Source organism: Acidiphilium multivorum AIU301, assembly GCF_000202835.1.
Taxonomy (GTDB): Bacteria; Pseudomonadota; Alphaproteobacteria; order Acetobacterales; family Acetobacteraceae; genus Acidiphilium; species Acidiphilium multivorum.
This window is the reverse complement of record NC_015186.1, coordinates 2,676,613-2,701,513: the sequence shown is the minus strand read 5'-3', so window position 1 is coordinate 2,701,513 and position 24,901 is coordinate 2,676,613. Positions and strand designations below refer to the sequence as shown.

General features: G+C 70.3%; 19 protein-coding genes. 12 read left to right on the top strand and 7 right to left on the bottom strand.

Going from position 1 to position 24,901, the window contains the following annotated elements; genetic code table 11:
* Positions 1-32: 32 nt before the first annotated feature.
* From ACMV_RS12165 to speE, 3 genes are all read left to right on the top strand, one after another.
* Positions 33-791 (top strand): alpha/beta hydrolase, encoded by a 759-nt coding sequence (locus ACMV_RS12165; RefSeq protein ID WP_007423466.1) that lies wholly within the window; start codon positions 33-35, stop codon positions 789-791.
* 166 nt (positions 792-957) lie between these two features.
* A complete protein-coding gene (speD, locus tag ACMV_RS12160) occupies positions 958-1,422 on the top strand; it encodes an adenosylmethionine decarboxylase (RefSeq protein ID WP_007423467.1) in 465 nt (154 codons plus the stop codon).
* Between the two features lie 69 nt (positions 1,423-1,491).
* Entirely contained in the window at positions 1,492-2,355 is an 864-nt protein-coding gene (speE, locus tag ACMV_RS12155) for a polyamine aminopropyltransferase (RefSeq protein ID WP_007423468.1), read from the top strand.
* Positions 2,356-2,439: 84 nt separating this feature from the next.
* Here speE and ACMV_RS12150 read toward each other — a convergent pair whose 3' ends face one another.
* The 3 genes from ACMV_RS12150 to ACMV_RS12140 all read right to left on the bottom strand — a co-directional run bounded on the left by ACMV_RS12150 (position 2,440) and on the right by ACMV_RS12140 (position 5,021).
* Complete coding sequence (locus tag ACMV_RS12150; RefSeq protein WP_007423469.1) at positions 2,440-3,396, bottom strand: acetyl-CoA carboxylase carboxyltransferase subunit alpha; 957 nt, start codon at positions 3,394-3,396, stop codon at positions 2,440-2,442.
* Positions 3,397-3,457: 61 nt separating this feature from the next.
* Positions 3,458-4,630 carry an isovaleryl-CoA dehydrogenase gene (locus ACMV_RS12145; protein ID WP_012039867.1) on the bottom strand — a complete coding sequence of 391 codons (1,173 nt, stop codon included), beginning with the start codon at positions 4,628-4,630 and terminating at the stop codon, positions 3,458-3,460.
* Positions 4,617-5,021: a hypothetical protein gene (locus tag ACMV_RS12140; protein WP_041665072.1), complete on the bottom strand. Its 405-nt coding sequence runs from the start codon at positions 5,019-5,021 to the stop codon at positions 4,617-4,619. Before ACMV_RS12140 ends, ACMV_RS12145 begins: the two co-directional genes overlap by 14 nt.
* Positions 5,022-5,088: 67 nt before the next feature.
* Between ACMV_RS12140 and ACMV_RS12135 the strand changes: the two genes are divergently transcribed.
* Genes ACMV_RS12135 through ppdK form a run of 3 tightly spaced genes read left to right on the top strand, consistent with a single transcriptional unit; the run spans position 5,089 to position 10,664 of the window.
* Positions 5,089-5,994 (top strand): glycine--tRNA ligase subunit alpha, encoded by a 906-nt coding sequence (locus ACMV_RS12135; protein WP_013640589.1) that lies wholly within the window; start codon positions 5,089-5,091, stop codon positions 5,992-5,994.
* The gene (glyS, locus tag ACMV_RS12130) at positions 5,987-7,987 is read left to right on the top strand and encodes a glycine--tRNA ligase subunit beta (protein WP_013640588.1); all 2,001 of its coding nucleotides are present in this window, start codon (positions 5,987-5,989) and stop codon (positions 7,985-7,987) included. The genes ACMV_RS12135 and glyS overlap by 8 nt, the downstream gene beginning before the upstream one ends.
* A 7-nt stretch (positions 7,988-7,994) precedes the next feature.
* The gene (gene ppdK, locus ACMV_RS12125; RefSeq protein WP_013640587.1) at positions 7,995-10,664 is read left to right on the top strand and encodes a pyruvate, phosphate dikinase; all 2,670 of its coding nucleotides are present in this window, start codon (positions 7,995-7,997) and stop codon (positions 10,662-10,664) included.
* 101 nt (positions 10,665-10,765) lie between these two features.
* On the opposite strand, the gene ACMV_RS12120 is transcribed toward ppdK, so the two are convergent.
* From ACMV_RS12120 to ACMV_RS12105, 4 genes are all read right to left on the bottom strand, one after another.
* Complete coding sequence (locus ACMV_RS12120) at positions 10,766-13,753, bottom strand: glycosyltransferase (RefSeq protein ID WP_013640586.1); 2,988 nt, start codon at positions 13,751-13,753, stop codon at positions 10,766-10,768.
* Positions 13,754-13,856: 103 nt separating this feature from the next.
* The gene (locus tag ACMV_RS12115) at positions 13,857-15,080 is read right to left on the bottom strand and encodes a hypothetical protein (protein ID WP_013640585.1); all 1,224 of its coding nucleotides are present in this window, start codon (positions 15,078-15,080) and stop codon (positions 13,857-13,859) included.
* A 2-nt stretch (positions 15,081-15,082) separates the two neighbouring features.
* Complete coding sequence (locus ACMV_RS12110; RefSeq protein ID WP_013640584.1) at positions 15,083-15,805, bottom strand: dienelactone hydrolase family protein; 723 nt, start codon at positions 15,803-15,805, stop codon at positions 15,083-15,085.
* Positions 15,806-15,868: 63 nt separating this feature from the next.
* Positions 15,869-16,999: a type III PLP-dependent enzyme gene (locus ACMV_RS12105; protein ID WP_007423382.1), complete on the bottom strand. Its 1,131-nt coding sequence runs from the start codon at positions 16,997-16,999 to the stop codon at positions 15,869-15,871.
* A gap of 302 nt (positions 17,000-17,301) precedes the next feature.
* Here ACMV_RS12105 and ACMV_RS12100 point away from each other — a divergent pair, with 302 nt between their 5' ends.
* The 6 genes from ACMV_RS12100 (at position 17,302) to ACMV_RS12075 (ending at position 24,811) form a co-directional block, all read left to right on the top strand.
* Positions 17,302-18,021: a response regulator gene (locus ACMV_RS12100; RefSeq protein ID WP_007423383.1), complete on the top strand. Its 720-nt coding sequence runs from the start codon at positions 17,302-17,304 to the stop codon at positions 18,019-18,021.
* Positions 18,018-19,382: an ATP-binding protein gene (locus ACMV_RS12095; RefSeq protein WP_013640583.1), complete on the top strand. Its 1,365-nt coding sequence runs from the start codon at positions 18,018-18,020 to the stop codon at positions 19,380-19,382. The genes ACMV_RS12100 and ACMV_RS12095 overlap by 4 nt, the downstream gene beginning before the upstream one ends.
* 387 nt (positions 19,383-19,769) lie before the next feature.
* The gene (locus tag ACMV_RS12090) at positions 19,770-21,095 is read left to right on the top strand and encodes an MFS transporter (RefSeq protein WP_013640582.1); all 1,326 of its coding nucleotides are present in this window, start codon (positions 19,770-19,772) and stop codon (positions 21,093-21,095) included.
* Between the two features lie 67 nt (positions 21,096-21,162).
* On the top strand, positions 21,163-21,990 hold the full coding sequence (locus ACMV_RS12085; protein ID WP_013640581.1) for an FAD binding domain-containing protein: 828 nt from the start codon (positions 21,163-21,165) through the stop codon (positions 21,988-21,990).
* Positions 21,987-22,460 carry a (2Fe-2S)-binding protein gene (locus ACMV_RS12080; RefSeq protein ID WP_013640580.1) on the top strand — a complete coding sequence of 158 codons (474 nt, stop codon included), beginning with the start codon at positions 21,987-21,989 and terminating at the stop codon, positions 22,458-22,460. Before ACMV_RS12085 ends, ACMV_RS12080 begins: the two co-directional genes overlap by 4 nt.
* Entirely contained in the window at positions 22,457-24,811 is a 2,355-nt protein-coding gene (locus ACMV_RS12075) for a xanthine dehydrogenase family protein molybdopterin-binding subunit (protein ID WP_013640579.1), read from the top strand. Before ACMV_RS12080 ends, ACMV_RS12075 begins: the two co-directional genes overlap by 4 nt.
* Positions 24,812-24,901: the final 90 nt, after the last annotated feature.

Sequence of the window (24,901 nt, the reverse complement as noted above, 5' to 3'; positions counted from 1 at the left end):
TACCATGCGCGGGCAGCGAAGGGGAGGGCCGGATGGACGAGAGCGTGGCGCGGATCGGGGCGAACGGGACCAGCCTCGCCTGTGCCCTTCTGCGCGGCGCGGGGCCCGTGGTGGTGTTCCTGCCCGGCTTCGCCTCGGACATGCAGGGGACCAAGGCGCTGTTCCTGCGCGACGAATGCGCGGCACGCGGGCGGGCGATGCTGCGGCTCGACTATTCCGGGCACGGGCAGTCGGGCGGGCGGTTCGAGGAGGGGACGATCGGGCGCTGGGCCGACGATGCCGCAGAGGTGATCGCCGCCATGGTGCCGGAGCAAAAGCTCGTGCTGGTCGGATCGTCGATGGGAGGGTGGATCGGGCTGCTGCTGGCGCGGCGGCTCGGGGCGCGGCTGGCGGGGTTCGTCGGCATCGCCGCGGCACCCGATTTCACCGCCGAGCTGATGGAGCCCGCCTTCGATGACGCGGCGCGGGCGGCGCTGGCGCGGGATGGCATCTTGCACCTGCCCAATCCCTATGGCGCGCCGACGCCGGTGACCGCGGCGTTGCTGGAGGATGGGCGGCGGAACCTCGTGCTCGGCGGGCCGATTCCGATCGATGCGCCGGTGCGGCTGATCCAGGGGCAGCGCGACGCCGAGGTGCCGTGGCGGACCGCGCTGCGGATCGCCGAGGCGGTAACGGGCGAGGATGTGCGGGTGACGCTGGTCAAGGACGGGGAGCACCGGCTGTCGCGCCCGCAGGACCTCGCGCTGATCGGCGCGGAGGTGTTTTCGCTCCGAGCCGGCGCGGCGTCATAACCGGCGCGCATTGCCCCCCTGCGCAGGGGGGGTAAAATTTCATCGAAGAACCTTGAAAAACCCCTTGCAAGTCCAGAGGTTTTTCCGCATATCGCGCGCTCTTGGCCCCGGGGGGCGCGGCGCGGTGCCGCGTTCTACAGGCTGTCACTGGTTGAGGGGGTTCGCGATGAACGCACTTGCCCGACTGGGGATGGTCTCGGAAATTCCGAGCGAAAACCAGACTGTTGCTCAGGACGCGACCGATGAGGTCGCCGTGCCGAAGGATTATTTCGTCGAGCGTGACGGCGTGAAATTCGCCGGGACGCATCTGCTCGTGGATTTGTGGGGGGCCGAGAAGCTCGACAGTCCCGAGCTGATCGACGCGACGCTGCGCGAGGGCGCGCTCGCCGCCGGGGCGACGATCCTGCACAGCCATTTCCACCATTTCACGCCGAATGGCGGCGTGTCCGGCGTGGTGGTGCTGGCGGAGAGCCATATCTCGATCCACACCTGGCCGGAGCGCAACTACGCCGCGATCGACATCTTCATGTGCGGCGTGTGCGATCCCTACAAGGCGATCCCGTTCCTGCGCGCGGCGTTCTCGCCGAGCGACGTGCAGGTGGGCGAACAGCGCCGCGGCGTCACCGCCTGAGGCGAAACCGTTGATGACGACACACCGCCTTGCCACCGGCAGGGCGGTGTTTTCGCATGGAGCGAAGACATGACCGACATGTGGGTGAACGAGACGCTGTATCCGTTCTGGGGCCAGCGCTTCGGGGTGACGCGCGAGCTGGCGCGGACGAAGAGCGACTTCCAGGACATCGCGATCTTTGAGAGCGAGTTCCACGGGCGGGTGATGATGCTGGACGGCATCGTGCAGATCACCGAGGGCGACGAGTTCGTCTACCAGGAGATGCTGACGCATGTGCCGCTGCTGGCGCATGGGGCGGCGCGATCGGTGCTGATCATCGGCGCCGGCGATGGCGGCGTGCTGCGGCGGGTGCTGATGCACAAGGGCGTCGAGCGGGCGGTGATGGTCGAGATCGACGGCGAGGTGATCCGGCTGGCGAAGGAGTTCCTGCCGAAGATCGCGGGCGAGGCCTGGGACGATCCGCGCGCGGAGGTGATCGTCGGCGACGGGATCGACTATGTGAAGAAGGCGCCGGATGCGAGTTTCGACGTCATCATCGTCGATTCGACCGATCCGATCGGGGTGGGCGAGGTGCTGTTCACCGACGATTTCTATGCCAATTGCGCGCGCATCCTGACCGCGCGGGGGCTGGTGGTGAACCAGTGCGGCGTGCCGTTCATGCAGGCGGACGAGCTGCGCGAGACCTCGGCGCGGCGGCGGAAATTCTTTCCGCACGTGACCGCCTATGTCGCCGCGGTGCCGACCTATGTCGGCGGGTTCATGACGCTGGGCTGGGCCGGCAAGGACCCGGAACTCACCCGTCTGCCGGCGGCGACGATCCGCGCGCGGGCGGAAGCGGCGGGGATTCTCGGGACCACGGAATACTGGTCGCCGGAGATGCACGCGGCGAGCTTCGTGCTGCCGCCCTATATCGCGAAGCATCTGCCGGGCTGACCGCAAGCACACGGTCAGGCCGGCAGGGCCTGACCGGGACACAAGTCTGTCAGGCCGGCAGGGCCTGACCGGGAAACGAGTCGGTCAGACCGGCAGGGTCTGGCCGATGGCGAGGAATTTCTCGCGGCGTTTCGCGCGCAGGGCCTCGGGCGCGAGGGCGGCGAGGCCGGGCAGGGTTTCGGCGATCGCGGCGCCGAGGGCGGTGATCGCGGCCTGGGGGTCGCGATGGGCGCCGCCGAGCGGCTCGGGCACGATGCGGTCGATGATGCCGAGGCGCTTGAGGTCCTGGGCGGTGATCTTCATCGCCTCGGCGGCCTGGGCGGCGTTGGCGCGGTCTTCCCACAGGATGGCGGCGCAGCCCTCGGGCGAGATCACGGAATAGATCGCGTGCTCGAACATCAGCACGGTATCGGCGGCGGCGATGGCGATGGCGCCGCCGGAGCCGCCCTCGCCGATGATGGTCGCGATGAAGGGGACCGGGGCGGCGAGGCAGGCATCGATGCCGCGGGCGATCGCCTCGGCCTGGCCGCGCGCCTCGGCATCGACGCCGGGATAGGCGCCGGAGGTGTCGACGAAGGAGAGCACGGGCAGGCCGAAGCGGCCGGCCATCTCGATCAGGCGGCGCGCCTTGCGGTAGCCCTCCGGCCGGGGCGAGCCGAAATTGTGCTTCAGCCGCGATTCGAGATCCCAGCCCTTCTCGATGGCGATGACCATGACCGGCTCGCCCTTGAAGCGGCCCGGCCCGGCGACGATGGCGGCATCCTCGCCGAAGCCGCGGTCGCCGGCCAGCGGGGTGAATTCGGTGATCAGCCCGGCGATGACGTCGCGCGCCTTGGGCCGCTCGGGATGGCGGGCGACCTGGGTCTTCTGCCAGGGCGAGAGCCTGCCGTAGAGGGTGCGCAACTGCCGCTCCGCCTTGTCGGACAGGAGGGTGACCTCTTCGGCGATGTTGAGCTCGCCCGGATCGGTCATCCGGCGCAGCTCCTCGATCTTGGCTTCCAGCTCGGCGACCGGCTTCTCGAAATCCAGGAAATGGCGCATGGCCGCTTCCGGTGCCGCAGTTTTTCGCCGGCGTCAAATCCCCCCTGGCGCGGGCCGCGGGTCAGGCGGTTTCGCGGAAGAGTTCGCGGCCGATCAGCATCCGGCGGATTTCCGAGGTGCCGGCGCCGATCTCGTAGAGTTTCGCGTCGCGCAGCAGGCGGCCGGTGGCGTAGTCGTTGATGTAGCCGTTGCCGCCGAGGCACTGGATCGCCTCCAGCGCCATCCAGGTCGCCTTCTCGGCGGCGTAGAGGATGGCGCCGGCGGCGTCCTTGCGGGTGGTCCGGCCACGGTCGCACGCCTTGGCCACCGCGTAGACATAGGCGCGGGCGGCGCTCATCGTCACGTACATGTCGGCGAGCTTGCCCTGGATGAGCTGGAACTCGCCGATCTTCTGGCCGAACTGCTCGCGCTCGTGGACATAGGGGATCACGATGTCGAGCGCCGATTGCATGATGCCGAGGGGGCCGGCGGCGAGGACGGCGCGCTCGTAGTCGAGCCCGCTCATCAGCACGTTGACGCCGCGGCCGACCCCGCCGAGCACGTTCGATTCGGGGACGACGCAATCCTCGAAGACCAGCTCGCCGGTGTTGGAGCCGCGCATGCCGAGCTTGTCGAGCTTCTGGGCGCAGGAGAAGCCGGGCATGGTCTTCTCGACGAGGAAGGCGGTGATGCCGCGCGGGCCGGACTCGGGGTCGGTTTTCGCGTAGACCACCAGCGTGTCGGCCTCGGGGCCGTTGGTGATCCACATTTTCGATCCGTTCAGCACGTAGGAATTGCCGCGCTTCTCGGCGCGCAGGCGCATCGAGACGACGTCCGACCCGGCATTGGGCTCGGACATCGCGAGCGCGCCGACCTTGCGGCCGGAGACGAGGTCCGGCAGGTAGCGCTCGCGCTGGGCCTCGGTGCCGTTGAGGCGGATCTGGTTGACGCAGAGATTGGAATGTGCGCCGTAGGACAGGCCGACCGAGGCCGAGGCGCGGGAGATTTCCTCCATCGCGACGCAATGGGCGAGATAGCCCAGGCCGGCCCCGCCATATTGCTCGGGCACGGTGATGCCGAGCAGGCCGATGTCGCCCATCTTCGACCAGAGATCGTGCGGGAAATCGTTGTCGCGGTCGATCGCGGCGGCGCGGGGGGCGATTTCGGCCGCGGCGAAGCGGCGGACCGAATCGCGCAGGGCGTCGATCTCCTCGCCGAGGTCGAAATCGAGCATGGTGTGGCTATTCGCGCGCATGGCGTTGTCCTTCTCCCCGGTCGAAAGCGGCGGGCATCGCGGCTTCGAGCCAGCCCCACAAGGCGAGGGCGGCGCCGACGATGCCTTCGGTGCCGTTGTAATTGATGACGGCGACGATGCCGAGGGCTGCGCCGGCGACGCCGAGCGCGCGGCTGGCGAAGGCGAAGGCGAGCAGGCCGAGCAGCAGGGCGGGAAAGCCGAACAGCCGCTCGTATTGCAGCCAGAGCACGGCGTGGCGCGGGGCGCAGACGAGCGGGGCGTGGGCGGCGGCGCAGAGGCCGACATAGGCGCGGGGCTCGATCGTCGCCATGCGGAAGCCGGCGGCGGCGGCGGCGAGCGCGATCACCACCGCGATTCCGATCAGGTCGGCCCGTCCGAATCTTGCCCTCATGCCCCTTGCCTCGTAATGGTGCATCGCGAAAACGCCTGCGAAATCACCGGCTCCATATCACGGACCCATGCAAGACCAGAAACACGCCCTGAGCTTTCAGGATATCATTCTCGCGCTGCACCGGTTCTGGGCCCGCCAGGGCTGCGTGATCCTGCAGCCCTACGACATGGAAATGGGGGCCGGAACCTTCCATCCGGCGACCACGCTGCGCTCGCTCGGGCCGAAGCCGTGGGCGGCGGCCTATGTGCAGCCCTCGCGCCGGCCCTCGGACGGGCGGTATGGCGAGAATCCGAACCGGTTGCAGCATTATTATCAGTACCAGGTGATCATGAAGCCCTCGCCGGCGGACGCGCAGGAACTGCTGCTGGCGAGTTATCGGGAGATCGGGCTCGATCCGCTGCGGCACGATTTCCGCTTCGTCGAGGATGACTGGGAGAGCCCGACGCTGGGCGCCTGGGGACTCGGCTGGGAGATCTGGTGCGACGGGATGGAGGTGGGGCAGTTCACCTATTTCCAGCAGGTCGGCGGGATCGCGGTGGATGTGCCGAGCTTCGAGATGACCTACGGGCTGGAGCGGCTGGCGATGTATGTGCAGGGGGTGGAGAACGTGTTCTCGCTCCGCTTCAACGACGCCGAGGGGCCGCACGCGCTGAGCTATGGCGATGTTTTTCTCCGGGCGGAGAAAGACTATTCGGCGCATAATTTCGAATTCGCCGATACCGAAATGCTGATGCGGCATTTCGGGGATGCGGAGCAGGAATGCGGGGCGCTGGTGGGGCGGGGGCTGGCGCAGCCGGCCTATGACCAGTGCATCAAGGCGAGCCATCTGTTCAACCTGCTGGATGCGCGGGGGGTGATTTCGGTGACCGAGCGCGCCGCGTATATCGGCCGGGTGCGGGCGCTGGCGAAGGCGTGCGCGGAGGTCTGGGTCGCCGGCGAGCGGGCCGAGGCGGAGGCGCGGAAGAATGGCTGAGTTCTTTCTGGAGCTTTTCTCCGAGGAAATTCCGGCGCGGATGCAGGAAGCGGCGGCCGAGCAGCTCGCGAAGCTGGTGGGCGCGCAGCTCGCGCCGCTGTCGCCGCGCGATATAAAGGCCTTCGGCGCCGCGCGGCGGATTGCCGTCGTGGCGACGATCGACGCCGAGGTGCCGGAATCGGCGAGCGAAGTGCGGGGGCCGAAGCTCTCGGCACCGCCGCAGGCGCTGGAGGGGTTCCTGCGCAAGAACGGTGCGGCGCGGGAAGAGCTGGTCGAGGAGGACGGGTATTTCCTGCTCCGGCGGAACCTGCCGTCGCGGCCGGCGGGCGAGCTGATCGCGGGTGAATTCGCGCAGGCGCTGGCCGGTTTCGGCTGGCCGAAATCGATGCGCTGGGGGCAGAGCGGGGCGTTCACCTGGGTGCGGCCGTTGCGGCGGGTGGTGTGCCTGCTCGATGGCGCGGTGATTCCGTTCACGCTCGGGCCGGTGGCGAGCGGGGATCAGAGCGAGGGGCATCGGTTTCTCGCGCCGGGCGCGTTCCGGGTGACCTCCGCCGCGCAATGGCAGGAGGAGCTGCGGGCGCGGCGCGTGATCGTCGATGCCGATGAGCGGAGAAAAACGATCGCGGAGGGGCTGCGCGCGGCGGCCGGAGCAAAGGGGCTGAGCGTTGCCGGGGATGCGGGGCTGCTGGACGAGGTCGCGGGGCTGGTGGAGTGGCCGGTCTGCCTGATCGGGGCGATCGATCCGGGGCAGATGGCGCTGCCGCCGGAGGTGCGCGAACTGTCGATGAAGGTGAACCAGCGCTATTTCGCGACGCGCGACGCGGCGGGGAACCCGGCGCCCTATTTCGCCTTCGTCGCCAATATCGCGGCGAATGACGGCGGGGCGGCGATCATCGCCGGCAATGAGCGGGTGCTGCGGGCAAGGCTCGCGGATGCGGAGCATTTCTGGGCGCAGGACCGGAAGCAGACGCTGGACTCGTGGCTGCCGAAGCTCGATGCGGTGACGTTCCACGCGAAGCTCGGCACCCAGCATGCGCGGGCCGGGCGGATCGAGGCGCTGGCGCGGGAGATCGCGCTGGCGCTGGGCGCGGATGCGGCGGCGGCGGATGCGGCGGCGCGGGCCGGGCGGCTGTGCAAGGCGGATCTCGTGAGCGGGATGGTCGGCGAGTTCCCCGAGCTTCAGGGCATCATGGGCGGGTATTACGCCGAGGCGTCCGGCGAGGGCGACGCGATCGCCGGGGCGATCCGCACGCATTACCAGCCGAAAGGCCCGTCGGACGAGGTGCCTTCGGGGGTTGTTTCCGCCGCCGTGGCGCTGGCGGACAAGATCGACACGCTGCGGGAGTTCTTCCGCATCGGCGAGACGCCGACCGGGTCGGGCGATCCGTTCGCGCTGCGGCGGGCGGCGCTGGGGGTGATCCGCATCGTGCTGGAGAACGGGCTCAGGCTGAACCTGATGCCGCTGGTGGGCGCGGAGGTGTTCGACTTCCTCATCGAGCGGCTGCGGGTGAAGCTGCGCGGCGAGGGCAAGCGGTTCGACGTGCTGAATGCCGTTCTGGATACCGCACGGGATGACGACCTGACCCGGCTGATCGCGCGGACCGAGGCGCTGGGGGCGTTCCTGGCCAGCGAGGACGGGGCGAACCTGCTCGCGGCGTATCGGCGGAGTACAAACATCCTCAGGATCGAGGATGCGAAGGACGGGCCGCACGAGGGCACGATCGATCCCGGGTTGCTGGCCGAGGCGGCGGAGATCGCGCTCGCGGATGCGCTGGAGGCGGTGGATCGCGAGGCCGTGCGGCGCCTGGCCGATGAGGATTTCGCTGGCGCGATGCGGGGTTTCGCGGCGCTGCGCGCGCCGGTCGACGCGTTTTTCGATCATGTGACCGTGAACGCGACGGGAGCAGAATTACGCCGCAATCGTTTGCGATTGCTGGCCCGCCTGCGCGACGTGATGCATCGCGTCGCCGATTTCTCGAAACTGGAAGGGTAATGCCCCGATGAGCAAATACGTCTACAGCTTCGGTCCCGGCGCCAGCGACGGTTCGGCGGCAATGCGCAACCTGCTTGGCGGCAAGGGGGCGAACCTGGCCGAGATGGCGAGCATCGGCCTGCCGGTGCCGCCGGGTTTCACCATCACCACCGAGGTGTGCACCGCGTTCTACGACAATGACCGCGCCTATCCGGAAGGGTTGCGCGAGCAGGTGGACGCGGCGCTGGCGAAGATCGAGAGCGAGGTGGGGCGGCGCTTCGGCGACAAGCACAACCCGCTGCTGGTGTCGGTGCGTTCGGGCGCGCGGGTGTCGATGCCGGGGATGATGGATACCGTGCTCAATCTCGGGCTCAACGACGTCACCGTGCAGGGCCTGGCCGAGGGGGCGGGGGATGCGCGCTTCGCCTGGGATTCGTACCGGCGGTTCATCCAGATGTACGGCTCGGTGGTGCTGGGTGTGGCACATCACCGCTTCGAGGAGATCATCGAGAACGTGAAGCTCGATGAGGGGGCGACCGAGGATACCCAGCTTTCGGCGCAGGACTGGCACCGCGTGGTCGAGGCCTACAAGGACGTGGTGCAGGCCGAGACCGGCCATCCGTTCCCGCAGGACCCGCACGACCAGCTCTGGGGCGCGGTGGGGGCGGTGTTCGGCTCGTGGATGAACCAGCGGGCGATCACCTATCGGCGGCTGCACGAGATCCCGGCCGACTGGGGCACGGCGGTGAACGTGCAGGCGATGGTGTTCGGCAACATGGGCGAGGATTGCGCGACCGGGGTTTGCTTCACCCGCGATCCCTCGACCGGGGTGAACGAGTTCTACGGCGAATATCTGCCGAACGCGCAGGGCGAGGACGTGGTGGCGGGCATCCGCACGCCGCGGCCGCTGTCGAAATCCTATGCGAAGCCGGGCGAGATCAGCCTGGAGGAGGCGATGCCGCAGGCCTATGCCGAGCTGGTGCGGGTGCGCGAGACGCTGGAGCGGCATTACCGCGACATGCAGGACATCGAATTCACCATCCAGCGGCAGAAGCTGTACATGTTGCAGACGCGCAACGGCAAGCGGACCGCGCCGGCCAGCGTGCGGATCGCGGTGGAGATGGCGGAGTCGGGGCTGATCGACCAGCGCGAGGCGGTGACGCGGGTGAACCCGCAATCGCTCGACCAGCTGCTGCATCCGACGCTCGATCCGAAGGCGAAGAAGACGCTGCTGGCGCGCGGGCTGCCGGCCTCGCCGGGGGCGGCGTCGGGCATCGTGGTGTTCTCGGCCGACGAGGCGGAGATGCGGGCGCAGAAGGGCGAGGCGGTGATCCTGGTGCGGATCGAGACCAGCCCCGAGGATATTCACGGGATGCACGCGGCGCGCGGCATCCTGACCACGCGGGGCGGGATGACCAGCCACGCGGCGGTGGTCGCGCGCGGGATGGGGCGGCCCTGCGTTGCGGGTGCGGGCGGCATTCACGTCGATTACGGTGCGAAGACGCTCGCCGCCGGCGGGGTGGTCGTGCGCGCGGGCGACACGATCACGCTGGACGGGGCGACGGGCGAGATCTTCACCGGCTTCGTGCCGATGATCGAGCCGCAGCTGTCGGGCGATTTCGCCAAGCTGATGGGCTGGGCCGACGAGGTGCGCCGGCTGCGGGTGCGGGCGAACGCGGAGACGCCGCTGGACGCCGAGACGGCGCGCAAGTTCGGCGCCGAGGGGATCGGCCTGTCGCGCACCGAGCACATGTTCTTCGACCCGGAGCGGATCGGCGCGGTGCGGCAGATGATCATGGCGCATGACGAGGCCGGACGGCGGGCGGCGCTGGCGAAGCTGCTGCCGTATCAGCGGCAGGATTTCGTGGCGCTGTTCCGCATCATGGCGGGGCTGCCGGTGACGATCCGCCTGCTCGACCCGCCGCTGCACGAATTCCTGCCGCATGGCGAGGCGGAGCTTGAGGAAGTGGCGGCGGCGCTGGGCATGGGCGTCGAGGCGATGCGCCAGCGCGCGGCCGAGCTTTCCGAGGCGAACCCGATGCTCGGGCATCGCGGCTGCCGCCTCGGCATTTCGTTCCCGGAAATCTACGAGATGCAGGCGCGGGCGATTTTCGAGGCGGCGCTGGAGGTGGAGACCGAGACCGGCAAGGCGCCGGTGCCGGAGATCATGATCCCGCTGGTGGGGATGAAGCGCGAGCTGGACATCACCCGCGGGCAGGTGGAGCGCGTGGCCAGCGCGGTGTTCGACGAGGCGGGGCGGGTGCTGGACTACAGCATCGGCACGATGATCGAGCTGCCGCGCGCGGCGCTGACGGCGGACACGATCGCGCAGTCGGCCGATTTCTTCTCCTTCGGCACCAACGACCTGACGCAGACGGTGTTCGGCCTGTCGCGCGACGATGCCGGCAAGTTCCTGCCGAAATATGTCGAGAGCGGAATCCTGCCGAAGGACCCGTTCGTCTCGCTCGACATCGAGGGCGTCGGCGGGATGATCCGCATCGCCGCCGAGCGCGGGCGGGGCACCAAGGGCGGGCTCAAGCTCGGGATCTGCGGCGAGCATGGCGGCGATCCGGCCTCGATCGCGTTCTGCGAGGAGATCGGGCTCGATTACGTGTCGTGCAGCCCGTATCGGGTGCCGGTGGCGCGGCTGGCGGCGGCGCAGGCGGCGATCGGCGCGGGCGGCGACCGGACGGCGTAAGCCGGATTTTTGCTCCGCCGACCGGATGGCGGAGCAGAAATACGGTCTGAGGCGCGCTGGAGCGGGTGTCTGGTCTGGCGCGCGGGCGGGCGCAAAAACGGTCAGGCGCTGATGGCGTCGAGGATCCGGCGGACCGTGGCCTCGAAGGGGGCCCGGCCGTTTTCCGCGGCGAGGCGGCGCAGGGCGGAATCGCGCAGCGCGGTCCAGCGGGTTTCGTCGCGGTAGAGCGAGGCGATCTCGGCGGCGAAGGCGGCGGCGTCGGCGGTGGCCGGGGTGGCGATGTCCTTGCCCGGGGTCCAGCCGAGCTGGCGGCAGAGCAGCTTCGTTGCCACGCAGGGCAGGCCGAACGAGGCGGTTTCATACACCTTGTAGGGTGTTCCGGCGGCGAAGCGGGTGGGGGCGATGAACAGGCGGTGCTCGTCATAGGCGGGGCGCAGCTCGGCCACCGTGCCGCGCAGCTCGATGCCCGGGATGCCCTGGAATTCGGCGAGGTCGAGATCCGGCGCGGTGTAGCCGACGAAGCTGAGGGTCGGCGGCTCGTCCATGATCCGCCGCAGGGCGGGCAGGATTTCGTCGCGATACCAGCGCAGGCTGTCGAGATTCGGGCTGTCCTCGCGGTGGATGCTGGCGACGAAGAGCAGGCCGGCGCGCGCGGCGAAGGGGCGCGGCGTGGGATCGGGCGCGCGGATGGTGCCGAGCACGGCGACGCCCGGCAGGCCGGCGGCGCGGAGCAGGGCGGCTTCCGCCTCGTTCACCGCGGTGACATGCCGGCAGACCATGGCCGGGCGCATTTCGGCGGCGACGGCGGCGGCGAGGTCGAACGCGGCCTCGCCGCGCAGGGCGGCGGCCTCGGCCTCGCGGGTGGCGGCGACGGCCTCGGTATCGACCACGAAGGGCGTTGTGGCCGGATCGATCCCCGCCGCCTCGAAGATCGGGGCGGTGCGCATCAGGTTGTGGGTGCGGGAGATCCAGACCGCGTCGTAGAAGCCGGGGCGCTCGGCGAGCAGGGCCGGCAGGGTCATGATCGAGCGGTCGTGCAGCACCTCGGCGGTTTCGGGCAGGTCGCCGAACTGGCTCATCAGGTCGTGCCGCGCGCCGTTCACCGGCAGGACCGAGACCTGCCAGCCGGCATCGGCGATGGCGTGCACCACGTCGTTGGCGCGGACGAAGCCGGAGCCGAGGCGGCGGAGCGGCACGGTATCCTCGAGGAACAGCAGCCGCCGTCCGGCGCCGTTGCGCGCGCGGGCGCGGATTTCGCCGCCCGGCGCCGGCGCCTGCTGGAAGTGCAGGAACGCCTTGTGCTTGCGGACGAAGACGCGGCGGTTGCGGCGCATCTGCTGCATCGCCGCCTCGGCGTTGCTCGAACTGCCGTATTCGAGGTGGTGGATGGTGACGTCCGGGTCGTAGACGACGCGGAAGCCGGCCTCGATCATCCGCACGCAGAGATCGACCTCCTCGTAATAGGCGGGGCGGAAGGCTTCGTCGAAGCCGCCGAGGCGGCGCACGAGATCGGTGCGGCAGAGCAGGAAGACGCCGGAGCAGAAATCGACGTCGCGGACGAAATTCGCCTCGGGGGCCAGCGGCGAGGCGTCGCGCAGGTAGCCCTGGGTCGAGCCGTCGGCCCAGACGATGGAGCCGGCTTCCTGCAGGCGGCCATGGGTGCGTATGACCTTGCCGCCGACGGCGCCGATATCGGGTGCCGAGGCGAGGCGGCGCAGGGCGGCGGCGATGGCGCCGAAGCCGAGTTCGACATCGTTGTTGAGGTAAAGCACCGCCGGGGCGCGGACCTCGCGCAGGCCGCGGTTGCAGGCGAGCAGGAAGCCGGGATTGCCGGGCTCGCGGAGGATGGTCGCGCCGCGGACATAGGTCTCGATCCGGGCGGTGGCGTCGGTCGAGCCGTTGTCGATCAGGATGAGGTCGAGATCGCCGGGGAAGTTGGCGCGCAGGGAGGCGAGCGCCTGCATGGTCAGCTCGAATTTCTCGTGCAGCACCATGATGACCGAGAGCGTGGGCGGGGCGGACGGGGCGAAGTCGACCCGCAGGCGGGCGAACAGGGCGGACTGGTTGCGCGCGCGCAGTTCGAAGAGCTGGCGGGCGGCGCGTTCGGGCAGGTCCGGCACGCGCTCGGGCGGGCAGTGGTCGAGCCCCTCGCGCAGGCCGATCGTGCGCAGATGGGCGAAGGCGTCGCGCACCGCGCCGGCGGCGAGATCGTTGCGGACGCGGGGGTTGGTGTCGCGGTAGTAGATCAGGTCGATGTCGGCGCGGGGGCGGCGTAGTTCGAGCGTGCCGTAGCGGACGAAATGATGGTAGCCGCTGCGGAACACGCCGGCCTCGACGGCGGCGGCGATGTCGTCATAGGTGTCGAGATGGTAGCGCTCGGAGAATTCCGGCACCGGGTCGAAGCCGGCGGCCTCGCCGCGCGTGACGTAGTGGTGCAGCGCGTTGCGGGCGCGGCCCTCGGCGATGTCGTCGCGCGCGGATTCGTGCATCGCGGCGTACCAGGCGGGGTCGAAATAGGGCGAGGTGGCGCGTTCGGGCGTGTCGTCCCAGAGCGCGTAGAGATAGTGGACGAAGGGGCCCATGGACTCGAGCCGCGCCGCGCCCTCTCCCGCCGCCTCGACCTCGCGGCGGTAGAACGCGCTGTCGAACAGGAAGTGGCAGATCCGCTGCTCGCGCTGGCCGGATTTCAGCCAGTGGTCGTAGCGGCCGAAGCAGCGGTGGCGGTCGAGATTCTCGAGCGACATGTCGGCGTGCAGGTCGCCGTAGAGCGTGTCGTCGAACAGCCAGTGCGGCGAGAGGCCGCGATGGCCGTACTGGCAGAAATGATCGAAGCCCGAGGCGTAGCCGCCCTCGGCGACCAGCGCCGCGATGTCGGGGTTGCTGGCGCGGTAGAAGCCTTCGTCGAAGAGCGGGCTCGGGCTGTGCCCCAGCCGGCCGCCGACGGCGAGGTAGTATTCGAGCAGGGCGGCCTCGTCGCGCCCGGCGGCGATGTCCGGATGGCGGAGGGCGTACCAGACCGGATCGAAGAGCGCCCAGGCGGGTCGTTGCTCGGCGGGGAGGCGCAATAGGAGATGGGCGGGCTGGGGCACCTGAAATGGTCTCGCGGCTGAAATGACGGATCGAAAATGGACGGCGAATGCACGGCGACAGAACTGCAAAAACCGGTCGAGCGCAAGAACGGCTGAGAAACGGTTAGCTGATCAGCGGGTCGTGGCCGGAATCGGCGAGCGCGGCCCAGGCCGTGGGGGCGAGGGCGGGGACGGGATAATACAGGAACGGCTTCGCGCCGCGGCCCGGCCCGACCGCGAGGCCGGTGGACAGCACGGCGCCGCCCGTCGCCCGGAGGAATCCGGAGCGGGTGCGCGCGGCGCGCAGCGTGGCGGCGAAGCGGGCGGCCGTTGTCTGGTGGCCGCCGGCGCGGCGCAGGGCGAGCAGCGCGAAGCCGGTGCCCTCGGTCCAGAGTCCCTGGCTGGCGGCGCTGAAGCCGATTCCGGCCGGGGCGCCGCGCGGCTGGCCGAGCGCGCCGAGGCAGGCGGCGATTCCGGCGGGCGGGCCCAGGCCGGCGAGGACCGGCCAGAGATTGGCGTCCGCGGCGACGAGGCGGTTGGGGGCGCCGCCGGGCAGCAGGCCGGCGGCGAACAGGCCGGTGGCGGGATCGCGCATGGCGCGGACGAAGCGCGCGGCGTGGGCGGCCTCCGCCCGCCGGCCGAGCCGGGCGAAGGCCACCGCGAGATCGGTGTTTTGTTCCGTGCTGGTCCAGCGCAGGCGCTGCGGATGCGGCGGGAAGCCGAACACGCCGCCGGTGAAGCCGCGCGGGGCGCGGCATTGGGTGACGATCCAGTCCGCCGCGCGTGTTGCCGCCTCGCGGTAGCGGGCCGCGTTGACCCTGGCGCGGGCGAGTGCGGTCCAGAGCAGGATGGCCCAGGCGATCGGGCCGGTTTCGCTGCCGGTCTGGTACGGGTCCTCGGCCCAGTGGCCGCCCGCCGCGTCCCACCAGCCGGGCAGGGGGACGGCGCCGTGGAGCAGGCGCATCGTCCCGGCGCGGTAGGCGTTGCGCAGGCGGAAATCGCGGTGATCGGGGTCGTGGGTCTGGGCGAGGACGAGGGCGTCGGCGATGCGGGCGGCGCGCGGCGCGTCGCCCGCGGCGATCAGCGCGAGGCCGGCGAGGGCGTTGTCATAGACATAGGCGACGCCGTCATTGGCGGGGAAGAAGGCGGGGAAGCGGCGGTTGGCTTCGGCGTCGGGGTAGCTCGCCAGCAGGGCGGGGCCGGGGGGAATCGAGTCGATCGCGGCGGCGATGGCGGTGGTGGGGGATGGCGGCGCGGCGGCGCGGGCGGTGGTGTGGGCGAGGGCCGGGCTCGTGGCGAGCCCGGCGAGCAGGGCGCGGCGGCGGATCGGCCGCGCCGCGCCCCGCATGGTCAGGACAGCGCCTCGACCAGCGCCTCGGCGGTGCGGCCATTGGCGATGGTGGCGGCGCGGCGGTCGAAATGCACGCCGTTGACGCGGGCGAAGGCGTGGTGGACGGCGGGATAGACATGCGAGGAGACCAGGGCGTTGCCCTTCGTCGCCGCCATCACCGCGTCGCGCGCCTCTTTCGGGGCGAACTCGTCGAGCTCGGCCATGTGCATCACCAGCTTGCGGCCGATGTTGCCGAATTCGGGGATCAGCTTGTCGAGCATGACGCCGTAATAGGAGATGTTCACGTCGGCGTCCGACCGTGTGGCCATCATCACCGCGAGGCGGCCGCCGAGGCAGAAGCCGACGGTGCCGACCTTGCCGTTGCAGCCCGGCAGGGCGCGGGCGGTGGCGAGGGTGGTCTTGAGATCCTCGATCCCCTTGTCCTGGTCGAAGCCGTTCATCAGCTCGAAGGCGCGCTTCCACTCGGCCTCGGACTTGTCGGTGAGGTCGACGCCCGGCTCCTGCCGCCAGAACAGGTCCGGCGCGATGGCGATGAAGCCCATCTCGGCGATTTCCTGGCAGGTCGCGCGCAGCGCGTCGTTCACGCCGAAGATTTCCTGGATCACCACCACCGCGCCGGTCGGCTTGACGGAGGGGGTGACGGTGTAGGCCTTGAACGCGCCCGAACCGTCGGCGGCCTTGATGTCGATGCTGCCGATGGTCGTCGTGATCTTGTCGGTCATGAGGCTCTCCCTGAGCGCTGGTTGCAACAACGCGCCGCCCGGACGCCGGGCGGCGCGACTGCGTCAGAGATAGTGTTCTTCCGGCGGGAGAAAACCGTTGAACCCCTGGCTCGCGTAACTTGTCACGTAGGCGCCGGTATCGTGGATCAGCACGCGGTCGCCGGCGGCGAGGGATGCGGGCAGCGGGCAGGGGGTTTCGCGATACATCACATCCACGCCATCGCAGCTCGGCCCGGCGAGCACGGCGGGCGCGTCGGCGCCGGCGACGCCGGGGGCGGTGATGCGGTAGCGGATCGCCTCGCCCTCGGTTTCGGCGAGGCCGCCGAAACGGCCGAGATCGAGATAGACCCAGCGGCGGCCCTCATCCTCGTGCCGGGTGCAGGCGAGCACCACCTCGCTCACCGCAACGCCGGCATCGCCGACGATGGCGCGGCCGGGCTCGATCAGCAGGTCCGGCACGTTGTTGCCGAAGGCTTGGCGCACGGCATCCATGATCGCGGCGCCGAAATCGCCGAGCGGCGGGATGTCGTCGCGGTAGCGGGTGGGGAAGCCGCCGCCGAGATTGAGCAGCCGCAGGTCGATCCCGCGCGCCCGCAGGTCGGTGAACACGGCGGCGGCCTGGCCGATCGCGGTGCGCCAGGCGCCGACGCCGGTCTGCTGGCTGCCGACATGGAAGGACACGCCCCAGGGGATCAGGCCGCGTTCGGCGGCGCGGACCAGCAGGTCGCGCGCATGGGTGCCGCTGGTGCCGAACTTGCGCGAGAGCGGCCAGTCCGCCCCGTCCTGGCTGACGGCGAGGCGGCAATAGACTTTCGCGCCGGGCGCGGCCGCGGCGAGCTTGTCCAGCTCCTCGTCGGAATCGAAGGCGAAGAGATCGACGCCGCGCGCATGCGCCTCGGCGATGGCGGCGCGCTTCTTGACCGTGTTGCCGAAGCTGATCGCGGCGGGGGCGGCGCCGGCGGCGAGGCAGGCGCGGATTTCCTCGATGCTGGCGGCATCGAAGCGCGAGCCGAGGCCGACCAGGCGATCGAGCACCGGGGCGGCCGGATTGGCCTTCACCGCGTAGTAGATCGCGGCATCCGGCAGGGCGGCGCGCAGGGCGGCGAAATTCGCCGCCACGCGATCGAGATCGACGAGGATGGCCGGCGTGGAGACCATGCCGGAATCGAGAAAACGGGCGAGCTTGGGGGTCATGACCCACTCCCTTCCCAGATCCATGGGCCCGGCGCTTGCGGCGCAGGGCGGGTTGCGAAACGGTCGAACGAACCAGCGACCAGACGAAACCGGCACGAATGCCGGGTTGTTGCCAGAACGCTTGACGTCGTTGCGTAACCCCCGACGGGAGGCAGAGGCACGTGCGTTGCTGCGTGGAGCGCGACATAGGGCCATCACCCCGGGGGCGCAAGTAAAATCTTGGACGCCGGGGCATGATCATTTTGCGTAAGGAAATGCAACGGTGCGCCCAAAGTGAAACGATCCCGGCTATTGTAACAGCCATGGACATCATGCCGCACATCCTCGTGGTCGACGATGACCGCGAAATCCGTGAACTGCTCGCCCGCTTTCTCGAACGCCAGCGCTTCCGCGTCACCGCCGTGCGGGATGCGCGCGAGGCGCGGCGGGCCTACCTCAACGGCCATTACCAGCTCGTCGTGCTCGATCTCATGCTGCCCGGCGAATCGGGGATCGATTTCGCCCGCTGGCTGCGCGGGGAATCGCAGGTGCCGATCATCATGCTCACGGCGCTGGGCGAGGAGCCGGACCGGATCATCGGCCTCGAACTCGGCGCCGACGACTATGTGACGAAGCCGTTCAACCCGCGCGAGCTGGTGGCGCGGATCCGCGCGGTGCTGCGCCGCGTCGGCGAGAACGAGACCCCGGGCCGCGAAAGCTCGGCGCGGCTCTACCGCTTCGCCGGGTGGGTGCTGGAGACGTCGCGGCGCCGGCTGCTCGACCCGCACGGGGTCGAGGTGCCGCTGACCGGCGGGGAATACGACCTGCTGCTCGCCCTGCTCGACCGGCCGAACCGGGTGCTGACCCGCGACATGCTGCTCGACCTGCTGCGCGGGCGGCAGGCGGGGCCGTTCGACCGGGCGATCGACGTCGCGATCTCGCGGCTGCGGCGCAAGCTCGAGGATGACGGGCGGCACGCGCAGATCATCAAGACGGTGCGCGGCGGCGGCTATGTGCTGGCGGCGCCGGTCGAGCGTTCATGACCCTCGGCCGGATCTGGGCACGGTTGAAATTCTGGCCTTCCAGCCTCGCCTGGCGCACCGGGCTCGTTCTGCTGCTCGGGTTTTCGCTGATCCAGGCCATCGGCCTCGGCGTTCATGTGCTCAACCAGATCGAGGTGAACGGGATCGTCGCCGAACGCGCGATCGCGACGCGCGACGGCGCGCTCTATCGCCGGGTGGTGAGCGCGCCGAAGCCGCTGCGGACGCAGATCGTGGCGGAGGCGAACGGCGTCGCCGGCGACCGGGTCAGTCTCGATCCGGTGCCGCCCTATTCGGGCACCTTCACCCTGCCGCTGCCGACCCGGCAGATCATCCAGGGTTCGCTGCTCGCCTTTCCGATGCCCGATTTCCTGCAGCCGAGGCAGGTGGTGATGCGGGGCACGACCGCGCCCTCGACCACGATCCTGAGCTTCGAGCTGCCGGATGGCGGCTGGCTGACGGTGCAGAGCCCGTTCCGGCCGCGCCCGCCCTGGGAACAGCCCGGCTTCGCGAGCGCCTTTCTGGTGATGTTCGCGCTCGGCGCGCTGCTGATCTTCTGGGGGGTGGTCAGGCTGACCGCGCCGGTCCGCACGCTGGCCGCCGCCGCCGAGCAGCTCGGGCGCGACATCGCCCATGCGCCGTCGCTGCCGGAGGGCGGGGCGACCGAGATCGCCACCGCGGCCATCGCGTTCAACACGATGGCCGCGCGCATCCGCCGCTTCGTCGAGGACCGGACCTTCCTGCTCACCGCCATCGGCCACGACCTGCGCACGCCGATCACCCGGCTCCGGCTGCGCGCCGAATTCCTCGACGACGACGCGCAGCGCGAGAAGATCCTCGCCGATCTCGACGAGCTGGAGGCGATGCTGACCTCGACCATCGCCTTCGGGCGCGACGTGGCGCAGACCGAGGCCTCGGTGCCGGTCGACCTCGCGATCCTGCTGCGCACCGTGATCGACGAGACGGCCGATATCGCCCCCGCCGCTTCGGCCAGGCTCGCCTATCAGGGGCCCGATCACATCACCATCCGCGGCCGGCCGCTCTCGCTCAAGCGCGCCTTCGCCAACCTGATCGGCAACGCGGTGAAATACGGCCAGTCGGCGCGGGTCTCGCTGCACCAGGCGGAGCGGCATACGCTGCGCGTCGATATCGAGGATGACGGGCCGGGCGTGCCGCCGGGCGAGCTGGAGCGGGTGTTCGAGCCGTTCCGCCGGCTGGAGACCAGCCGCAACCGCGAGACCGGCGGCTCGGGGCTCGGCCTCGCCATCGCCCGCAACGCGATCCGCGCGCATGGCGGCGACATCACGCTGGCGAACCGGCCGGGCGGCAAGGGGCTGATCGCCAGCGTGTATCTGCCCGAATGAACGCAGGCGCATCGCCGCGAGGCCGGATCTGGCGGCGATGCGCCGGTTGAGGAAGATCGAGTAAAATACAGGGATATTTCCGCGCGTTCGCCGGGAATGACATGAATCCTGCGATTTTTTCTTGATCCGTGAGCTGCCGCCTCCATATCTGGATCGAGACTGCAATCTCAGATGGTGCCCGTCGGGCGCCTGATTCATGAGCCGCCGCGTGCCCCGGTTGCCGGGGCGCGGCGGGCCGGGCGCCGCGACGAGGCGACCGGCGCCGTGATGGCGCGCTGACGCCGTCCGGCCGCAACCCAGGACCCGACCGGTTCGCCCCGCGCCGCCCCTCACCGGGGCGCGGCGATGCGTCGCCGCCGTTCGGGAAGAACGAAAGCGAGGTCCAAGATGCCGCACCCTGCTTCTGAGCCGCACCCGGCTTCCTCCGCCACCGCGCCCTCGCGGCGCAGGAAACGCCGCACCCTCTCGCTCGGCAATCTCAGCGCCGGCACGATCGGGAACGTGCTGGAATGGTACGATTTCGGCCTCTACGGCTATCTCGCGCCGATGATCGCCAGCCTGTTCTTCCCCTCGTCCGACAAGATCGCCTCGCTGCTCGGCGCCTATGGCGGGTTCGCCATCGGGTTCATGATGCGGCCGATCGGCGGGGTGATCTTCGGCCATCTGGGCGACCGGGTGGGGCGGCAGACGGTGCTGGTGACCTCGGTGGTGATGATGGGGCTGGCGACCACGGCGGTCGGGCTGTTGCCGACCTATCAGCAGATCGGCTTCTGGGCGCCGGTGCTGCTGCTGGTGGTGCGGCTGTTCCAGGGCCTGTCGGTGGGCGGGGAGTTCACCGGCTCGGTGTCGTATCTCGTGGAAACCGCGCCGGCCAACCGGCGGGGCTTCGCCGGCAGTTTCGCGAATTTCGGCTCGACCGGGGGCTATCTGCTCGCCGCCGGCTTCGCCGCGCTGACCACGCTGATGGCGGGCCATCATGCGGTGCAGGGCTGGGCCTGGCGCGTGCCGTTCCTCGCCGGCGGCGTGCTCGCGGTGCTGGCCTATCTGGTGCGTTCGCGGCTGACCGATACCGGATATGAGCCCGACAAGGCGGCGGAGGATGACGAACTGCCGATCCGCCAGGCGTTCCGCCGCAGCCCGAAGATCATGCTGCTGGCGATGCTGTTCACCTGGGGCTATGGCGTCGCGGATTATCTCACCCTCGTGTTCCTGCCGACCTTCGGGTCCAAGTTCGGCGCGATTTCCGACAGCCTGGCGCTGGAGATCGTCACCGTCACGCAGCTTTTCGTGCTGGTCCTGATCCCGCTGACCGGCTGGCTGACCGATCACTGGATCCTGCGCCGCTCCTGGCTGATCGGCAATTTCGGCGCGCTGCTGGTTCTGGCGCTGCCCTTCTTCGCGATGGCGCAGGGGGCGTTGACGCCCTTCGCCATCGCCCAGGTGGTCTCGGGCCTGATGCTCGGCTCGATCATGGGCGTCGCCCCGGCGATGCTCTCCGAGCAGTTCCGCTCGGAATACCGGCTGTCGGGCTATTCGCTGGCGTTCAATGTCGGGCTCGGGATCGGCGGCGGCACGGCGCCGCTGATCGCCACCGCGCTGATCGGGCTGACCGGAGTGAAGCTCGCCGCCGGCGCCTATCTGCTGGTCGGCTGCGCGATGTCGGTGGTCGCGCTGTGGATGCTGAAGGACCGCGGCCGCCAGCCCCTGAGGTGAGCGCGGTGCGGCGGCGGGGCGATTGACGCGCCCGCCGCGATCGGACAGGTTTCGGGCGAGGAATGTCATGAAACCTGCTCCATTCGATTACGTCCGTGCCGGGTCGGTCGCCGAGGCGGTCGGGCTGCTCGCCGCCCATGAGGGGGCGAAGCTCCTCGCCGGCGGGCAGAGCCTGCTGCCGGCGCTGAACTTCCGGCTGTCGGCGCCGGGCCTGCTGGTCGATATCGGCCGGATCGCGGACCTGCGGCGCATCGACGTCACCGCGACGATGCTGCGGATCGGCGCCGGCTGCACCCATGCGATGCTGCTCGAAGCACCCGAGATCGCCGCCCATGCGCCGCTGATCGCGACCGCGCTCGCCCATGTCGCGCATCCGGCGATCCGCTCGCGGGGGACGATCGGCGGCAGCCTCGCCAACGCCGATCCGGCGGCGGAACTGCCGGCCTGCATGCTGGCGCTCGATGCGACGATCATCGCCGAGGGGCAGGCGGGCGCGCGGCGGATCGCGGCGGCGGATTTTTTCACCGGCCTGTTCGAAACCGCGCTGGAACCGGGGGAGATTCTGACCGCGGTGGAGATTCCGCTGGTGCCGGGGCGGCGGTATGGCTTCGCGGAGCTGGCGCGGCGGCATGGGGATTACGCGCTGGTCGGGCTTGCCGCCGCGGCGGAGGGGGATGCGGTGCGGCTCGGGTTCTTCGCGGTCGGCCATGCGGCGCTGCGCGCGCCGGCGGCGGAGCGCGCACTCGCGGACGGGGCGGCGGGGATCGAGGCGGCGTGCGCGGCGCTCGCGGAGGATTTGCCGCCGCATGCGGACCCGGAGATTTCGGCGCCGGTGCGGCTGCACCTGGCGCGGGTGCTGCTGCGGCGGGTGATGAAGGAATGTCTGGCTCCATGACGGCGATTTCCCTGATCGTGAATGGCGAGCGCGTCGAGGCCGAGGTGCCGGCCCGGCTGCATCTGGCGGATTTCCTGCGCGAGCGGCTCGGCCTGACCGGCACGCATCTCGGCTGCGAGCATGGCGTGTGCGGCGCCTGCACGGTGCGGCTGGACGGGGCGATCGTGCGCGGCTGCCTCGTCCTCGCGGTGCAGGCGGCGGGATGCGTGGTCGAGACCATCGAGGGGGTGTCGGATTCGGGCGAGCTGGCGGATTTGCAGGAGGCGTTCTGGCGCCGCAACGCGCTGCAATGCGGCTATTGCACGCCGGGGATGATGCTGGCGGCGGCGGATTTCCTCGCCCATGCGCCCGACCCGACCGACCGCGCGGCGATCCGCGCGCATCTTTCGGGCAATTACTGCCGCTGCACCGGGTATGAGGCGATCATCGACGCGGTCGAGGCGACGGCGCGGGCGCGGAGGGCGGCATGAACGGCGCCGACCGGCCGATCGGGCGGGCGATGGCGCGGCCGGATGCGCGGCGGCTGACCCAGGGGCGCGGGCTGTTCGCCAGCGATATCGCGCTGCCGCGCATGGTGCATGCGGCGTTCCTGCGATCGCCCTATGCGCATGCGGAGATCGGGGCGATCGACCTGGCGCCGGCGCGGGAGATGCCGGGGGTGGTCGGCGTGTTCGACGCGGCGGCGCTGGAGGGGCGGTGCGCGCCGTGGGTCGGCGTGCTGACGCATCTCAAGGGGTTGAAATCGGCGCCGCAATATCCGCTGGCGCGAGGCCGGGTGCGGTTCCAGGGCGAGCCGGTGGCGATGGTGGTGGCGGCGAGCCGGGCCGAGGCGGAGGATGCGGCGGAGCGGATTCTCGTGGAGTATGAGCCGCTCGCGCCGGTGGTCGATCCGCTGGCGGCGCTCGCGCCGGGGGCGGCGGCGATCCATCCCGAACTCGGGGATAATCTCGCGTTCGCGCGGACGATCGAGGCGGGCGGCGGGGCGGCGGCGATCGACGCGGCGGCGGAGCGCGTGGCGCTGGAGTTCGATTTCGCCCGGCATACCGGGGTGACGCTGGAGCCGCGGGCGCTGGTGGCGGACTGGAACGAGGGCGAGCAGCGGCTGACCGTGCATCTCGGCACCCAGGTGCCGCACATGTTCCAGACCGTGCTGGCCACATTGCTCGGCCTCGCCGAGCGGCAAATCCGTGTGATCGGGCCGGATGTGGGCGGGTCGTTCGGGATCAAGATCCATGTCTATCCCGACGAGATGGCGGCGGTGGCGGCGAGCCGCATCCTGCGCCGGCCGGTGCGGTTCGTGGCCGACCGGCTGGAGAGTTTCACCGGCGATATCCATGCGCGCGGGCACCGGGTGTCGGCGCGGATCGGGGTGGCGGAAGACGGGCGGATCGAGGGCTTCGCGGTGGACGATCTGACCGGGGTGGGGCCGTATTCGGCCTATCCGCGCACCTCGGCGGTGGAGGCGAACCAGGTGATCAATCTGGTCGGCGGGCCGTATGATTTCGCGCATTACGCGGCGCGGGCGCGGGTGGTGTTCCAGACCAAGGCGATGATGTCGCAATATCGCGCGGTGGGGCATCCGATCGCGACCGCGGTGACGGAGGCGCTGGTGGACGAGGCGGCGCGGCGGCGGGGGATCGACCCGGTCGAGATGCGGCGGCGCAACCTGATCGCCGACGACGCCTATCCCTGCGCCTCGCCGGCGGGGATGAAGTTCGAGGCGCTGTCGCACCATGCCTGTCTCGACGAGCTGGTCCGGCTGATGGACTACGACGCGCTGCGGGCGGAGCAGGCCGGGCTGCGGGCGCGCGGGGTGTGGCGGGGCATCGGGATTGCGAGTTTCATCGAGATCACCAATCCGGGGGCGGCGTTCTACGGCGTCGGCGGGGCGCGGATCGCCGCGCAGGACGGGGCGACGGCGCGGCTCGATGCGGCCGGCGACGTGGTGCTGCATGCCGGCGCCACCGAGCAGGGGCAGGGGACGACGACGATCCTCGCCCAGGTGACGGCCGCGGCGATGGGGGTGGACCCGGCGCGGGTGCTGGTGAAGCTCGGCGATACCGACGCCACACCCTATGGCGGCGGCACCTGGGCCTCGCGCGGGGCGGGGGTGGGCGGCGAGGCGGCGTTCCGCGCGGCATCGGCGCTGCGGGAGAACGTGCTGGCGCTGGCGGCGAGCATCCTGCAGGCGGCACCGGAGGCGCTCGATATCAGGGATGGCGTGATCGTCGATGCGGCGGGCGGGGCCGAGCGGATGAGCCTCGCCGAGCTGGCGCGCATCGCCCATTTCCGGCCCGACACGTTGCCGCAGGGGGTGGAGCCGGCGCTGGTCGCGAGCCGGCATTACGTGCCGCGGGAGTATCCCTTCGCCTTCACCAACGGGGTGCAGGCGGCGGTGGTGGAGGTGGACGCCGAGACCGGTTTCGTGCGGCTGCTGAAGCATTTCGTGGTCGAGGATTGCGGGACGATCATCAACCCGCTGCTGGTGGACGAGCAGATTCGCGGCGGCGTGGTGCAGGGGCTGGGGGCGGCGCTGTTCGAGGAATGCCGCTACGATTCCGAGGGGCAGATGCTGAACGCGACGATGGCGGATTATCTGGTGCCGATGGCGGCCGAGATGCCGGACATCGTGATCGGCCATGTCTGCACGCCGACGCGGGAGAGCCATATCGGCGCCAAGGGCGTGGGCGAGGCCGGCACGGCGGCGGCGGCGGCGGCGGTGCTGAACGCGGTGAACGACGCGCTCGCGCCGCGCGGCGCGCGGATCACGGCGCTGCCGATCACGCCCGCGCGCGTGCTGGAAGCCCTCGGCATCGGCTGACGCGGAGGGCGCCGGCCGCGGTCAGCGGCCGGTGAGGATCTGACGCGGTCAGCGGCCGGTGAGGATCTGACGCGGTCAGCTTCCGGTCAG

Coding starts and splice junctions, on each gene's coding strand:
- speD (WP_007423467.1), top strand. CDS start 958: ATGAACGCACTTGCCCGACTGGGGATGGTCTCGGAAATTCCGAGCGAA.
- ACMV_RS12145 (WP_012039867.1), bottom strand. CDS start 4,630: ATGCGCGCGAATAGCCACACCATGCTCGATTTCGACCTCGGCGAGGAG.
- ACMV_RS12075 (WP_013640579.1), top strand. CDS start 22,457: ATGAACGGCGCCGACCGGCCGATCGGGCGGGCGATGGCGCGGCCGGAT.
- ACMV_RS12090 (WP_013640582.1), top strand. CDS start 19,770: ATGCCGCACCCTGCTTCTGAGCCGCACCCGGCTTCCTCCGCCACCGCG.
- speE (WP_007423468.1), top strand. CDS start 1,492: ATGACCGACATGTGGGTGAACGAGACGCTGTATCCGTTCTGGGGCCAG.
- ACMV_RS12080 (WP_013640580.1), top strand. CDS start 21,987: ATGACGGCGATTTCCCTGATCGTGAATGGCGAGCGCGTCGAGGCCGAG.
- glyS (WP_013640588.1), top strand. CDS start 5,987: ATGGCTGAGTTCTTTCTGGAGCTTTTCTCCGAGGAAATTCCGGCGCGG.
- ACMV_RS12115 (WP_013640585.1), bottom strand. CDS start 15,080: ATGCGGGGCGCGGCGCGGCCGATCCGCCGCCGCGCCCTGCTCGCCGGG.
- ACMV_RS12135 (WP_013640589.1), top strand. CDS start 5,089: ATGCAAGACCAGAAACACGCCCTGAGCTTTCAGGATATCATTCTCGCG.
- ACMV_RS12150 (WP_007423469.1), bottom strand. CDS start 3,396: ATGCGCCATTTCCTGGATTTCGAGAAGCCGGTCGCCGAGCTGGAAGCC.
- ACMV_RS12165 (WP_007423466.1), top strand. CDS start 33: ATGGACGAGAGCGTGGCGCGGATCGGGGCGAACGGGACCAGCCTCGCC.
- ACMV_RS12140 (WP_041665072.1), bottom strand. CDS start 5,021: ATGAGGGCAAGATTCGGACGGGCCGACCTGATCGGAATCGCGGTGGTG.
- ppdK (WP_013640587.1), top strand. CDS start 7,995: ATGAGCAAATACGTCTACAGCTTCGGTCCCGGCGCCAGCGACGGTTCG.
- ACMV_RS12095 (WP_013640583.1), top strand. CDS start 18,018: ATGACCCTCGGCCGGATCTGGGCACGGTTGAAATTCTGGCCTTCCAGC.
- ACMV_RS12110 (WP_013640584.1), bottom strand. CDS start 15,805: ATGACCGACAAGATCACGACGACCATCGGCAGCATCGACATCAAGGCC.
- ACMV_RS12100 (WP_007423383.1), top strand. CDS start 17,302: ATGGACATCATGCCGCACATCCTCGTGGTCGACGATGACCGCGAAATC.
- ACMV_RS12105 (WP_007423382.1), bottom strand. CDS start 16,999: ATGACCCCCAAGCTCGCCCGTTTTCTCGATTCCGGCATGGTCTCCACG.
- ACMV_RS12085 (WP_013640581.1), top strand. CDS start 21,163: ATGAAACCTGCTCCATTCGATTACGTCCGTGCCGGGTCGGTCGCCGAG.